Below are 14,006 nucleotides of genomic sequence, written 5' to 3'. Positions count from 1 at the left end.
ACCTGCACACACCCGGGGCGCCTTGAGGCGCACCTGGGGCGTTTCACTAGCGTGGCCTCCGTCCATTCCACCCTGGAGGTCGCGACATGGAAGAGGAACGCGGAAGGGCCTGGGGGCCCTGGCTGGTGACGGCGCTGGTGGCGGTGCTCGCGGGCCTGGTGCTCTATCTGTCGCATCGCAGCACGACCCGCGCGGACGCGGAGGCGGCGGCTGCCACGGCTAAAGCGAACGAAGCAGAGACCGCGAAGCAGCAGCTAGAGGCGAAGCTGGCCGCGCTGGAGGCGGAACACACGAAGCTGACCACGGAGAAGGATCAGCTCAACACGGAGAAGGAACAGCTCAGCCAGACGGTGCAGGAGCAGGAAGCGGAGCTCAGCCGGCTCAAGGCCACCTACGAGGACCTCCAGGACAAGCTGAAGAAGGAGATCGCCGAGGGCGCCATCCGCCTGTCCCAGGACGGAGGCCGCCTCCAGGTGGACCTGGTCGACAAGGTCCTCTTCGATTCAGGCGACGCCAGCATCAGCACGCGCGGACAGGAGGTCCTCACCCGTCTGGGCGGCGTGCTGTCCAAGGTGGATGACAAGCTCATCCAGGTGTCAGGCCACACCGACGACTCGCCGCCCACGCAGAAGCTCCAGGCCACCTTCCCCACCAACTGGGAGCTGTCCGTCGCGCGCGCCGTCAACGTGGTCCGCTTCCTCCAGGAGAAGGGCGGCGTGCCCGCGAAGCGCATGCTCGCGGCCGGCTACGGCGACACGCGGCCCCTGGGGGCCAATGCCTCGCCGCAGGGCCGTGCGCGCAACCGCCGCATCGAGTTGCTGTTGATTCCGGAGCTGGCCGCGAAGAGAAACACCGCCATCGCGAAAGCAGCGGCCCCCTCGAAGGCGACGCCCGTGAAGGGTGCTCCCGCGAAGGCTGCGGCCACGAAGCCCGCCGTCGGGAAGAAATCCTCGTCCGGCCGGTAGAGGCGCGCGGGCGTTATTCGGAGAGGGGGCGGGCCCTGCCTGCCCCTGTCCTGTCTTCTACCCATGAATCCGCCAGCTGATGCCCCGGAGGACCGCGTCCTGCTGAGGGGGAACAGGGCTTGTTAGAACAGCCGCGAGCACCTGGCCGTGGTGCTGTCGCTGTTCCCTCGTCGTCGGGTTTCGCCCTCGACATGGCACATCTGGAACTGCTGCGCAGCGTGAAGTGGAAGGACCTGCGGACGCTCTCGACGCGGGAGTTGCTGATTGAGAACAACCTGACCATTCCCTGGTTCGTGTTCTCGATGGTGCTGGCGTACTTCGAGCACTACGCGCTCGCCCTGCCCTTCTCCGCCTTCTACTTCCTCACGGGCCTGAGACAGGTGCACAACGGCTTCCACCGCGCCCTGGGTACGAACAAGTTCCTGACGTGGCTCACGCTGTATCTCAACAGCGTGCTGATGGTGGCCTCACTCCACGCGGTGAAGTTCAACCACCTGAGACATCACCGGTACACCCTGGCGGAGGGTGACTACGAAGGAAAGTCAGCGGGCATGTCGTGGTACGGCGCCATCCTGTACGGCCCCGTCCACATGTTCCTGATCCACAAGGTGACCCTCCAGAAGGGAGACACGAAGTACCGCTGGAACGTCCTCTTCGAGCTGGCCTCCATCGCCATCTTCGTCACCGGAGTCTTCCACCTGCGGCTTCACTTCCTCATCTACCACGTCGGGGTGATGGTCCTTGGCGAGTGCCTGATGGCCTTCTTCGCCGTGTGGACCGTGCATCACGACACGCAGGACGACCCCACGATTGCGAGAACCCAGCGCACCGGCTGGAAGAACCTGCTCACGTTCAGCATGTTCTATCACCTGGAGCACCACCTCTTCCCGGCGGTCCCCACCATCAAGCTGCCGGAACTGGCGAAGCGCCTGGACGCGGCGCTTCCCGAAATGCAGAAGCGTGAAACCTTCTAGGGAACCGCCTTCAGCGTGCGGAACACGGCGGGCAATTCCTGCTCACCCAGCCCCGCGCCCAGGGCCCGCCGGTAGTTCTCCAGCAGCTCCCTGGGGAAGCGGTCGCTGATGCGGGCGTCCGTGCTCAGCCGGACGATGTGCTCGATGGCCGCGACGTGGGTATTGAGGCTGCACTGCTGGCCGGTGAAGTCATTGCGCTCGATCATGTCCTGCGCGGCGTCCGCGGTGACGGAGATCAAGCCGAGGAAGGAGTTCTTCTGGGCGAAGAAGGCCTTCGGATCCAAACCCTCGGCCTGGCACATCGCCGCGGCGTGGAGGACCGCCAGGGAGCCTCCGTAGTAGGCCTCCAGGATCGCGCAGTCGAGCGTCGCCGCGGAGCCGATCTTCTCGTCGACATAGACGGAGTTCTTGGCGATGGCCTGGAGGGTCTCCTGGTGCCGGTCGAACACCGCGCGGGACCCGGCGTAGTAGACCGTCGCGTAGTCGGTGGCCACGAACGCGGGATAGGCGAGGATCGCCGCATCCAGGTAGTCCACGCCGTGGGCCCTCGCCCACTCCAGGCCTCCACGAGCGTCCGCCGGTGAGCCGCTGGTGAGCTGGACCAGCGTCGTTCCGGCGAGTGCCGACGCGACGGCCGGCAAAGAAACCCACTCCGTCCACGCCGCGTAGTTGGACAGCGAGACGACCACGAGCGCCCGCCCGGTGACGGCCTCCACCAGGTTCTCGAACGCGACAGTGCCCCCGCCCACGGCCTTGGCCTTGCCCGGCGTCCGGTTCCACACCGCGACGTCGTGCCCCGCCGAGGCGAAGGCCCGCGCCAGCGCGCTGCCCATGAGACCACTGCCAATCACCGCGAGCTTCGTCGAATGGATGGACGTCATCTTCACGCTCCTGTTGTGAGGCGCCCAGCCTCGAAGCGCGACCCTCCGGCGTCAACCCGGACGCTTGCTGAACGATCATCCAGTCAGGGCCTGTCCTCCCTGTCCGCTTACCAGCCTGGCGTCCTTCCTCACTCCGTGTGCGCCCGCGCCGCGTCATCCCCATCCCTCCCCCCGAGGAGACGCCATGGCCAGGAAGATGAAGGCAGTGCAGGTGCAGAAGGGGGGCGGCACGCTCGAAATCGTGGAGCGCACGATCCCCGAGCCCGGTCCCGGGCAGGTCCGGATCGCGGTGGAGGCGTGTGGCGTCTGCCACAGCGATGCCGTCACCAAGGAAGGCTGGATGCCCATCCAGTACCCCCGGGTGCCGGGCCACGAGGTGGTGGGCCGCATCGACGGGGTGGGCCCTGGTGTCACGGCCTGGAAGGAAGGACAGCACGTCGGTGTGGGCTGGCACGGGGGCCATTGCGGCCAGTGTGTCGCGTGCCGCAGCGGCGACTTCGTCACCTGCGAGAAGCAGCAGATCTGCGGCATCAGCTACGACGGTGGCTATGCGGAGTATCTGGTCGCGCCCCAGGAGGCTCTGGCCCGGGTCCCGGAGGGGATGAGCTCCGAGGATGCCGCGCCCCTGCTCTGCGCGGGCGTCACCACGTACAACTCCCTGCGCAACATGGGCGCGCGGCCGGGGGACCTGGTGGCGGTGCAAGGCATTGGCGGGCTGGGCCACCTGGCCGTCCAATACGCCAGCAAGTTCGGCTACCGGACCGCCGCCATCTCGCGCGGCGCGGACAAGAAGGCCCTGGCCATGGAGCTGGGCGCGCACGAATACATCGACACGGAGAAGGGCCCTGCCGCGGAGGCCCTCCAGAAGCTCGGGGGCGCGCGCGTCATCATGATGACCGCGTCGAGCAGCAGCCTCGCGGGCGAGCTGGTCGGTGGCCTGGGACGCAACGGCACCCTGCTGCTGCTGGGCGCGGGCTCGGAGCCCATCCCCGTCAACAGCCTGCCACTGATCATGAAGCGCATCCGCATCCAGGGCTGGCCCAGCGGCGTTCCCCAGGACTCGCAGGAGGCCATGGCCTTCAGCGCGCTCGCTGGCGTGCGCTCGCGCAACGAGGTGTTCCCCCTGGACCGCGCCGCGGAGGCCTACGAGCGGATGATGAGCAACAAGGCCCGCTTCCGGGTGGTGCTCAAGATGCGCTGACTTGCCGGGGAGCCGCCGGGGTGGGGATGCTGGCGCCATCCTCTTCCCCGGTGCCCTCCGCATGTCCCCTTCCCGTCCGCTCCTCCGCCTCGCGGCGCTGTCCCTCGCCCTGGCCCTCCCGGCTCCATCCAGGGCCGAGGAGGCCCCGCCCTCCGTGCGTGAGCGCGAAGCCGCGCTGCTCATGGGGAGCGTGCTGGGGGCAACGCCCATGATCGAGGACCTGCGCTCGCTGGTGGATGAAGTGGGCGGGAGGGCCACGGGCTCCGAAGCCAACCAGCGCTCCGTGTCATGGGCGTTGGAGCGCTTCCGCGCCGCGGGCGTGACGGCACGCGCGGAGCCCTTCCGCATGCCGGCGCTGTGGCTGGAGCGCTCCGCCAGCGCGTCCGTGCAGGGCCAGGACGTGCGCTTCGCCCCACGCGTGGCCGCGATGCCCTTCTCCACCGCCACGCCCAAGGGAGGCCTCACCGCGCCGCTGCTGGACGTGGGCCGAGGCACCGAGGTGGACTTCAAGCGCGTGGGCACCCAGGCGCGCGGCGCTTACCTGCTGGTGGAGACGGACGAACTCAAGGACGTCGACGGGCTCTTCCGTGAGTACGACCTGGCGGATGGCATCGAGTCCCGCGCGTTCGCAGCGGGCGTGGCCGGCGTCGTCTACATGGGCAGCCGGCCCGGCAACCAGCTCTACCGGCATGGCGTCTCCGTGGGCCCCAGGAACACCCGTCCCATGATGGTGATGGAGCGCGACGGCGCGAAGCGCGCGCTGCGGCTCTTGCGCGCCGGCAAGGTGCTGAACCTCACCGCGGTGCTGGACCTGCGGACGGGCGGCCCCTACGAATCACGCAACGTCATCGGCGAGATTCGCGGCACCACGCACCCCGAGGAGGTCGTCGTGCTGGGGGCGCACCTGGACAGCTGGGACCTGGGCGGCGGCGCGCTGGACAACGGCGCCAACGTCTCGATGCTGATCGATCTCGCCCGGCAGATGCAGCGCCTGGGCTTGAAGCCCGCGCGCACCCTGCGCTTCGCGCTGTGGAACGGCGAGGAGCAGGGCATGTACGGCTCGGCCGGCTATGCGCGCACGCACGCGGCGGAGTTGGATCGACACACCCTGGCGCTGTCGGTGGACATCGGCTGCGGGCGCATCACCGGCTTCTACACGAACGGCCGGCCCGCGCTGGTCCCGCTGGTGGATCAGGCCCTGAAGCCGGTGGCGGGCCTGGGGCCCTTCACGCAGGTGGACGTGCCGGTGGTGGGCACCGACAACTTCGACTTCATGATGCACGGCGTGGCGAACCTCATCGCCAACCAGGAGCCCGCCACGTACGGGCCCAACTACCACGCACGCTCGGATGAGTTCGAACAGTGCGACGCGCGCACGCTGCGCGCCAACGCGGCCGTGGTGGGCGCGCTCGCGTGGGGTTTCGCCACCATGGAGGAGAAGCTGCCCCGGCAGAGCCGCGCGGAGGTGGAGGCGCTCGTGCGCGACACCGACCTGGGCCAGCAGATGAAGTCGTTCAACGTCTGGGAGGAATGGACCACCGGAACCCGGGGACATCCGCTCGAAGGGAAGCCCGCCCCGGCACCGCGCTGAAGAAGGCAGCCATCCGGGCCCCATGCCGCTCACCTGGGGACCGCGACGGCCAGGCTCAGAGGGCCGGCTGCTCCTGATGCATCCGGGCCTCCACCTGGCGCTGGATGACCAGGAGCTGGTCGAGCCTGCTCTTCAGCTCCTCACGCAGCTCGAGCTTGTCGGTGCGGACAATTTCATCCCGCAGCGCATCGGCACTTTCGGCCAGCACGACGTCGAGCAGGTGAATCTGCTGCTGGGAGAACTCCAGGACCATGGGACACCTCATCGTCAGGAGAACAGCGAGCGGTACACACAACGAAGTGTAAGCACGCGCTCGCCCACTGCCCTCTGACGCGGCCGACATTGCCTGGCCGGGTGTCTGGTCTCCTACACCCAGGGTGCGGCGCCCGAAGCCGGGTGGCCGCACCCCAGGGACAGCTCAACTCAGCGCAGCGCGATGAGCGAGGCCACGAGCAGCGACACGACGCTCATGACCTTGATGAGGATGGCCACGCCCGGGCCGGAGGTGTCCTTGAAGGGGTCGCCCACCATGTCGCCGACGACGGCGGCCTTGTGGACGGCCGAGCCCTTGGCGTGACCCGGCAGCTTGCCCTTCTCGATGAACTTCTTGGCGTTGTCCCACGCACCGCCCGCGTTGGCCATGTAGAGGGCCATGGTGGCGCCGACGACGAGCGCACCGGCCAGCAGGCCCGCCAGCGCGCCAGGGCCCAGCAGGTAACCCACCAGCGGCGGGGCGACGATGGCGATGAGGCCCGGGAAGATCATCTCGCGCAGCGCGCTCCGGGTGGCGATGTCGACGATCTTCTTGGGTTCCGGCTCGGCCTTGAGCTCCATCAGGCCGGGGATCTCACGGAACTGGCGGCCAATCTCCTCCACGATGGCGCCGGCGGCGCGGCCCACGGCGAGCATGGTGGATGCGCCCACCAGGAACGGGAGGATGGAGCCCAGCAGCATGCCCACGATGACGTTCGGGTTGGTCAACTCCAGGTTCATCTCCGCCAGGCCGTTGGCGACGCGCGTGTGGTTGACCTCCAGGTTGAACGCGGAGAACAGCGCGATGACCGTGAGGGTCGCCGAGCCGATGGCGAAGCCCTTTCCGATGGCGGCCGTGGTGTTGCCCACCGCGTCCAGTTCGTCGGTGATGGCGCGCACTTCCGGGCCCAGGCCGGACATCTCGGAGATGCCGCCCGCGTTGTCGGAGATGGGGCCGTACGCGTCCACCGTCATCACGACGGCCGTACCGCCCAGCATGCCCACCGCCGACAGCGCGATGCCGTACAGGCCGAGCGCGCGGTCCGCGATGTAGGCCACCAGGGCGATGGTGGCCATGGAGATGCCCACGCTCTCCATGCCGACGGCGAGGCCGCGGATGAGGTTGGTGCCCGCGCCCGTGATGGAGGACTCCGCGATGCGCTGCACCGGCGTGGACGACGTGTAGTAGTCCGTGACGAGGCCGATGATGGCGCCGCCGAAGGCACCCGCCGCCAGCGCGATGGTGATGTTCTGGGACAGGCCGAACACGTTCATCAGCACGAACGACAGGCCCACCAGGATGACCGGGGGCATGATCAGCGCGCTGCGCAGGACCTGCGCGGGGTTCATGTGCTTGAGCGCACGGGCGATGAAGATGCTCAGCAGGCTGACCACCAGGCCGATGGCGGACAGCACCAGCGGGAGGATGACGCCGGCGAGCTTCGCGTTGCCCGTCGCGTTCGTGTCCACCACGAGGCGGGAGAGCTCCGTCGCGTTGGCGGTCAGCGCGATGGCCATGGCGGCGACGATGGCGGCCACCATGGACTCGTAGATGTCCGCGCCCATGCCGGCCACGTCGCCCACGTTGTCACCCACGTTGTCGGCGATGACGCCGGGGTTGCGCGGGTCGTCCTCGGGGATGTTCTCAATGACCTTGCCGGCGATGTCGGAGCCCACGTCCGCGGCCTTGGTGTAGATGCCGCCGCCCACGCGCGCGAAGAGCGCGATCGAGCTGGCGCCCACGGCGAACGAGTGGAGGACGGGGGACAGCTCCGGGCTGGAGCGGAACGCGTAGTAGACGACGCCCATGCCGATGAGGCCCAGGCCGGCGACGGCGAGGCCCATCACGGCGCCGCCATCCAGGGCGACGAGCAGCGCGTTCGGCTTGGAGCCGGTGCGCGCGGCCTGCGCGGTGCGCACGTTCGCGAACGTCGCGGCCTTCATGCCGATGTAGCCCGCGAGCAGCGACAGGAACGCGCCCGCCACGAAGCTCGCGCTGGCGATCGGGCCCAGCGCCAGACCGATGACGATGGCGACGACCACGCAGTAGACCGCGAGCACCTTGTATTCGCGGACGAGGAACGCCATCGCGCCTTCGCGGATGTAGCCCGCGATGCGGTTCATCGTCGCGTCACCTTCGGGGAGACCCTTGACGCGGAAGTAGAAGAACGCAGCGAAGAGCAGACCGACGGCGCCGATGACGCTCGGTGCGATCGCCCAGAAATCCGATTCGAGACTCGACAACTCCATCCGTTCCTCCAGAGCAGTCCCGGGGGTTCCTGACCGCTCACCCTGCGGATCGCTCGCGTGCCGCGCGAAATGTGCGGAGGCCTATACGTGATTTCAGGCCGAGCGGGGAGCCTCCTCGGAGCAGTCGCCCCCACCGGGGTCCTTGACGCGGGAGGGCCCCCCGGGCACCCAGGGGGTCCGCCGGGGCCCGTCGAGTGAATCGAAGTACCCGGATTCACTGGTGATTCACCGCAATCCAAGGGCCCCCGTGAGGGTCGGAGCGCTCCTTCACCATGCCGGGGGCCGCAGTCCTTTCACCGGGTGGGTGTGCCCGAAGCCGCGGCCATGGGCATTCCCTTGGGGCTCCTCGGGTTGTCCGGCGGGCGCGGCTGCTGGCCTGGGGCGCGGGCTTCGACCCGCCAGGCACGGCGGAAAGTGCGTCCCCGCCCCGGCCGCGTCGTCGACGCAGTCGCAGTAGCCCCAGTTGACGGAAGGCTGCGTGAGACAGCAACACCGCGTCTCATGCATCCTCACCCCGCGTCGCGAATTCCCTGGCGGGCCAGCGCCCTGGCCCTGCTCTGCATCAACGTGGCATGTGATTCATTGCCTGCCGCGGAGCCGTCGCCACCCTCGTCGCTCGCCACGTCCGAAGCCCGGCTGGATCCGCCGACGCAGTTCCGCGAAGTGGCCTTCGTGGGCACCGCCGCGTGTTCCAACGACTACAGCCGCATCGACAACTGTTACAACGCGGAGAACCCCCAGCGGCCCAGCATCTTCCGTGAGCTGTCGGCGGCGTGGCGTCCCTATCGCGCGTCCAGCACCACGCCGCTGTCCGTGCGGCCCTCGGCGCTCACCAACGTGATGCAGCCCTTTCCGCCGTTCGAATACGACAACGGCTGGAACACGCCGCGCACGCCTGAGTCCGCGAACGCGTCGCAGGCCATCCAGGTGCTGCCCTTCAACCGGGGCAGCAACGACGGTCGCCTCTTCGTGCGCGGTGGCTGCCGTGGCTGCGGGGAGGGCTCCCTCCTCTACACCTTCCGGCCGGAGCTGCTGGGCGAGGACTTCCGCTACGACTTCGCGCAGAAGGGCACCGCCTACGTGCAGCCTGGCTGGCAGCCGGGGCTCCATCCCTTCGTCGCCTTCAACCCGATGCCCGGCTACAGCCGGCTCGCGGCGAAGAACAACGGCGACTTTCCGGACATGCTCCACAGCACGATGTGCGAGGACTCCGTGTCGTCGTTGAACGCGGGGGGCCGCGGCCGCAACCCGCTGGCGTGCAGGGCCCGCTACGAGGCCACCTCTCCGTGGGTTTCCGGTGACTGCTACGACATCTCGCTCGTCTACGGCATGGTCGCGTCCGACGGGAAGCGCTGGGAGCTGCGCTCCACGGCGCTCACCGTGTTCGTGCGCAATGCCAAACGCGCGATGGCGGGAGACAACGTGGGTGGAGGCACCGCGAACTGGGGCCTGTGGGTCTACCCGCGCAACCCCGAGGGCGAGGTCAAGTCCCTGCCCACCTGGGACCTGCCGCCCTACCAGCCCTTCAACATCCATGACTCCAACTGGGGCGACATGAGCTCCGGCTCCGCGTACAGCGTCCCCGGGACGCCGGACACCATCGATTGGCGGCGGCTGTTCACGCAGAACCCCAGCTTCCAGTGCTACGTCCCCAAGAAGATCCTCGGCATCACCTTCTACGTCCGCAACACCGCCGCCAGCGCCCCCAAGTGGTGCCAGTTCTTCGACCGTCAGAGCTTCGCGGGTGACCTGAAGGTGGAGGACGACGAGGACGCCGTCATCGGCAATGGCTCCACCTGGAACGGCATCATTGGAAGTGGGCCGGATGAGAAGCACCTGGCGATGTTCGAACCCGCGACCAGCGGCGATGGCCGGATGCTCATCCTGAACATGGGCGGCCTCTTCTACGCGTCCTCGGACGCCATCTGCCAGGCCGCGAGCTGGAGTCACTTCAAGCCCATCAGCATGATGCCCATGGATCCGGCGGTGAACACCCGCTACGAGCTGGCCCGCTCGCAGGTCATCAACGGCCAGCCGCGCAACTTCCGCGACACGATGGGCAACCCCATCCCCTTCGGCGTGCGCAACCAGGGCGCGTACGCGTGGCTGGACCGCGAGGGCAAGAACCTGTTCTTCGCGGCGAAGAACAACCCCCATGACGGCTACTACGCGCGACAGGTGGTGAGGGAGGATCGCTCCGCGCCCGCCTCCTACCTCGATCAGCTGTGGAGCGCGCCCGCATCCGACGCGGACCGGGCCCGCTTCAACCCGGACCGCGCGCCGGCGCAGGCCATCAGCGTGCTGGGGGCCTGGACGCACGGCAAGGCCGTCATCCTGGACAACGGCATGAGCATCACCGACCTGGGGGGCAACGGCGAGGACCGCTACCAGCGCACCTATTCCCTGCGCCTCTACGCGGGCGCGGACCTGTCGCTGTCGCCCAAGGGCAGCTCGCAGCTGTTCTCGTTCGAGAACCAGCTCAACACCTTCAATGCCTTGCGGCCCACGCTCCCGTTCGACGTGGTGTGGAACTTCCAATCCAACACCCAGCGCAACTCCGAGGTGGCCTTCGACGACTACCTCAACAAGCGAGCCTTCGTGGTGGCGCACATGAACGCGTCCATGCGCATGGACGTATCTCCGGAAGGCCCGCTGCGCGCGGAGACCTTCCCGCAGGATGGCTTCATGCCCACCCGCAACGCCTGGGCCTACGTGCGCGGAGGCGACATCGCGGACTTCCAATTCATGCGCAACCCGCTGGCGCAGAACGCGGCCACGGGCAGCCCGCTGTTCGGCACGGATGGGCCCCAGCCTCCGGGCTCCGTGCGGCTGCGGGGCGGCGCGCGCATCGAACCGGTGGCCCTGGGCGGCGTCAGCGGCAAGGGCGTCTGGCTGGATGGCCGCAACGACTTCATGGACATGGGCTACCCGGTGGACGGCTCGCGCCGCGATTGGCTGTTCGGCATCTGGCTGGACTCCCGGATGGATGCGCCGTTCGTCCCCCGGCCCGGCGGCGTCTCACGCACGGTGCCTCGCACGCTGTTCTACTTCTCCGACAACTCATGGGTGGGCCTGGTGCAGGCGGTCGACGGCTACTCCAACACGTGGCACGAGCTCACCGGCTACAACGGCCAGACGGGCTCCACGTTCACCGTCAACCTGGGTTCGCTGGTGCAGCCCGGCAAATACTTTCACTTCGGCATGAAGGTCTACACCCTCGCCGGGCAGCGGAAGCTCACGTTCTACATCAACGGCACGGCGCACTCGTCGCTGACCGTGGCGCCCTACGACGTGGGCTTCGACCCGATGTACAACTCCATGAATGGTTGGACGTGGATGACGGTCGGCGACCCGGGTCCCGACTTCGTCCGGGGCCAGACGCGGCTGCCCTTCCATGGCTGGGTGGACGAGCTGCGCATCTACGCGCTCTCCCCCGGGGATTCGGTGCGGCCCTGGGTGGAGGAGCTGCTGTGCAATCAGGCGCTGGGAACGACCGTGGACCTGACCTACCGCCCTCCGGAGGTGTACTCGCCGGTGCTGGAGACGCTGCGCTCACGTTCGTACCAATACCCGCTCTCGTCGGGCCGGGTTCTGTGTGAGCAGCTGCGGCTGCAGTCCTACGTGGAGCCGCTGGACTACCCGGCACAGTCGGGCGAGCACCTGTGCATCGACCGTGTGCACAAGAACCCCCATTCCGTGCAGCAGTGGCGCGAGCGCTGCCTGCGTCCGTCGATGATGGTCATGCCCCATCTGGAGGCGGACCTGCCTCGCCCGGACTCCAGCAGCAACGCCTTCTGTCAGTCGTGCCACACGTCCAGCGCGCCGCTGCCGGGCTTGCGGATGGGCGCCCTCACCGCGGGCGGCGTCAACCGCTATCAGGATCCACGCCGCCAACCGATGAACGTTCCGGCGGTCCTGGGCGGAACCGTGCCGCCCTGGCTGCTCGTGCGAATTGACCAGCCGGACGGCACCTTCACGCTGGATCACCACTTCGACTGGCTCAACGCGCCGTGAGCGCGGTGGGGCCTCCTTCCGCTCAGTCGTTCTTCGATGCATCCCGCGCGAGGAGGAGGTCCCGCAGCCGTGCCGTCTGGTCCGCGCTCCAGCCTTCGGGCCGCAGGAGCGCGGCCCAGCCGTCCACGTGCTCGGCGGTGTAGACGTGACCGTGGCCCGCGGGCACCTCCATGCCCAGGGGCAGGTCCGCCGTCACCTGCCAGAACGTGACGAAGGGGATCCACACCATCTGCCCCAGGACGTCATCGCCTCGCGGCTCGCGCAGCCAGTCCGGCCGCTTCACCAGGAGCCGGGGACTCCACCAGATGATGGGGTCGGAGGGATGCAGCAGGTACAGCACGCGCGAGTCTCCCCACGGCGCGGACGCGGGAGGGATGTTCTTCCCCGGCCGGCGGCTGAAGCGGACGATGCGGCCCTGCCGATAGATGGGCTCCACCTCGGGGCTGCCCGGATCCCGGTGGTCGGTGAACGCTCGATACAGGGTGTTGAAGTTCGGCGGCCCCACGAAGAGCACTCCGTCGGTGCGGTTGGCCAGGTCCCGCTCGCCGCTGAACGCCGTCTCCCCGCCGTAGGAGCCCAGGCTCTCTCCGAACACGAGCAGCTTCGGGCGCTGGCCGGGAGGAAGCCTGGACCAGCGCTCATGGACTTCGTCGAAGAGCGCCCGGCCTGATTCCCGCGCCCGCGCCTGATCCACCAGGACGGAGAGCCACGACCACAGATGCGAGTACTGCATGGCGACGATCGCGGAGTCGCCGCCGGTCATGTACTCGAACGCGTCCACGGCCTCCGGCACCACCCAGCCACTGCCCGTGGTCGTCACCACCAGCAGGTACGCGCGGTCGAAGCCGCCAGCCCGCTCCAGGTCGTCGACCGCGAGCGCCGCGCGGGCCTCCGCATCCGGCGCGGAGGCGTAGCCCGCGTACGCGCGAATGGGTTCCTTCACCGCCGTGCCATGGAAGCGGGAGAGTTCTTCAACCGAAGGCCCACGTCCAATGAAGTTGCGCCCTTCCCTTCCCAGGGAGTCCCACGGAATGCGCGAGCCCGCGCCGCCGGAGCGCAACGCCGTACGTGGTTGGACGACGCCCTCGTCGGTCATCGTGTCCTGCACCCCCAGGGTTCGGTCCGCCGCGGCGATGAGCCCGTCCCAGAGCAAGCCGCTGGCCACCAACGCGGTGAGCACCACCACGGCCAGTCCGCTCGTCGCCCGGGCCGCGCGAGGCCCGATGTGTCGTGCGAGCCGAGTGGCCAACGCGCGGGACACGCCCCGCAGGCCACGCCCCACGGCGATGATCACGAAGAAGAAAAGCGCCGCGACGAAGGGAGCGAGCAGATATCCCGCGCGGCCCGGTGAGGGCATGCCCATGAGCTCCCGCAGGCGCTGTTGCCAATGCCAGCCGAGCACCAGCGCGCCCGCCAGCGCCACGGCGGCCACGATGAAGAAGCCCTGCCATGCGCGACGACGGGGCGTCCTCGCGGGGCGGTCCGCGAACTCCCGCCACAGCCAGGCACCCAGGCACCCGAGCCCATAACCGATGGCCGCGCTGAGGCCGCTGACGAATCCCTGGAAGGGCCCGCTGCGCGGCAGCAGGGACGGAGTGAAAGCCAGACAAGCGAAGAGGAGCGCCACCCAGGCCCCCGGCAAGGTGTAGCGGAGCCAGCGAGGCCAGGCCCTGCTGGCACGTCTGGCATGGCTCGCTGCGACAGGTTGCTCGGCGTGGGTGAGGAAGTGCTCCATTCGAACTCCCCGCAGGTGCGCCGGCTCTCCAGAACGCACTCCAAAGGGTAGGCCCCATGACCGCTCCCCGGCAGCGTGCGCACGCCGTGCCGGCTCCGCGACTGCCAATGGGTTCAGCCGCCAGGTGGGCCCACTCACACTCG

General features: G+C 68.6%; 9 protein-coding genes. 5 read left to right on the top strand and 4 right to left on the bottom strand.

What is annotated here, in order from left to right:
• Positions 1–86: 86 nt before the first annotated feature.
• On the top strand, positions 87–965 hold the full coding sequence (locus tag D7Y04_RS14700) for a flagellar motor protein MotB (RefSeq protein WP_121759737.1): 879 nt from the start codon (positions 87–89) through the stop codon (positions 963–965).
• 191 nt (positions 966–1,156) lie between these two features.
• Positions 1,157–1,939: a fatty acid desaturase gene (locus tag D7Y04_RS14695; RefSeq protein WP_121759736.1), complete on the top strand. Its 783-nt coding sequence runs from the start codon at positions 1,157–1,159 to the stop codon at positions 1,937–1,939.
• Here the strand turns inward: D7Y04_RS14695 and D7Y04_RS14690 are convergent.
• A complete protein-coding gene (locus tag D7Y04_RS14690; protein ID WP_121759735.1) occupies positions 1,936–2,820 on the bottom strand; it encodes an NAD(P)-dependent oxidoreductase in 885 nt (294 codons plus the stop codon). The two genes, D7Y04_RS14695 and D7Y04_RS14690, sit on opposite strands and share 4 nt — an antisense overlap.
• Positions 2,821–3,004: 184 nt before the next feature.
• On the opposite strand from D7Y04_RS14690, the gene D7Y04_RS14685 reads away from it, so the two are divergent.
• Entirely contained in the window at positions 3,005–4,021 is a 1,017-nt protein-coding gene (locus D7Y04_RS14685; RefSeq protein WP_121759734.1) for an alcohol dehydrogenase, read from the top strand.
• Positions 4,022–4,082: 61 nt separating this feature from the next.
• Positions 4,083–5,612 (top strand): M28 family peptidase, encoded by a 1,530-nt coding sequence (locus tag D7Y04_RS14680; protein WP_121759733.1) that lies wholly within the window; start codon positions 4,083–4,085, stop codon positions 5,610–5,612.
• A gap of 55 nt (positions 5,613–5,667) precedes the next feature.
• Here the strand turns inward: D7Y04_RS14680 and D7Y04_RS14675 are convergent, their stop codons facing one another.
• Positions 5,668–5,865 carry a hypothetical protein gene (locus D7Y04_RS14675; protein ID WP_120594015.1) on the bottom strand — a complete coding sequence of 66 codons (198 nt, stop codon included), beginning with the start codon at positions 5,863–5,865 and terminating at the stop codon, positions 5,668–5,670.
• Between the two features lie 170 nt (positions 5,866–6,035).
• On the bottom strand, positions 6,036–8,114 hold the full coding sequence (locus D7Y04_RS14670) for a sodium-translocating pyrophosphatase (protein ID WP_120594014.1): 2,079 nt from the start codon (positions 8,112–8,114) through the stop codon (positions 6,036–6,038).
• Positions 8,115–8,615: 501 nt separating this feature from the next.
• Here D7Y04_RS14670 and D7Y04_RS14665 point away from each other — a divergent pair.
• Positions 8,616–12,128 (top strand): hypothetical protein, encoded by a 3,513-nt coding sequence (locus D7Y04_RS14665; protein WP_121759732.1) that lies wholly within the window; start codon positions 8,616–8,618, stop codon positions 12,126–12,128.
• A 22-nt stretch (positions 12,129–12,150) separates the two neighbouring features.
• Here D7Y04_RS14665 and D7Y04_RS14660 read toward each other — a convergent pair whose 3' ends face one another.
• On the bottom strand, positions 12,151–13,755 hold the full coding sequence (locus D7Y04_RS14660; RefSeq protein WP_233601419.1) for an alpha/beta-hydrolase family protein: 1,605 nt from the start codon (positions 13,753–13,755) through the stop codon (positions 12,151–12,153).
• Between the last annotated feature and the right edge of the window lie 251 nt (positions 13,756–14,006).

The sequence above is a fragment of the Corallococcus sp. AB038B genome (assembly GCF_003668955.1).
GTDB classification, from domain to species: Bacteria; Myxococcota; Myxococcia; order Myxococcales; family Myxococcaceae; genus Corallococcus; species Corallococcus exiguus.
The sequence above is the reverse complement of the archived record's forward strand: the minus strand, read 5'-3'. Positions and strand labels throughout refer to the sequence as shown.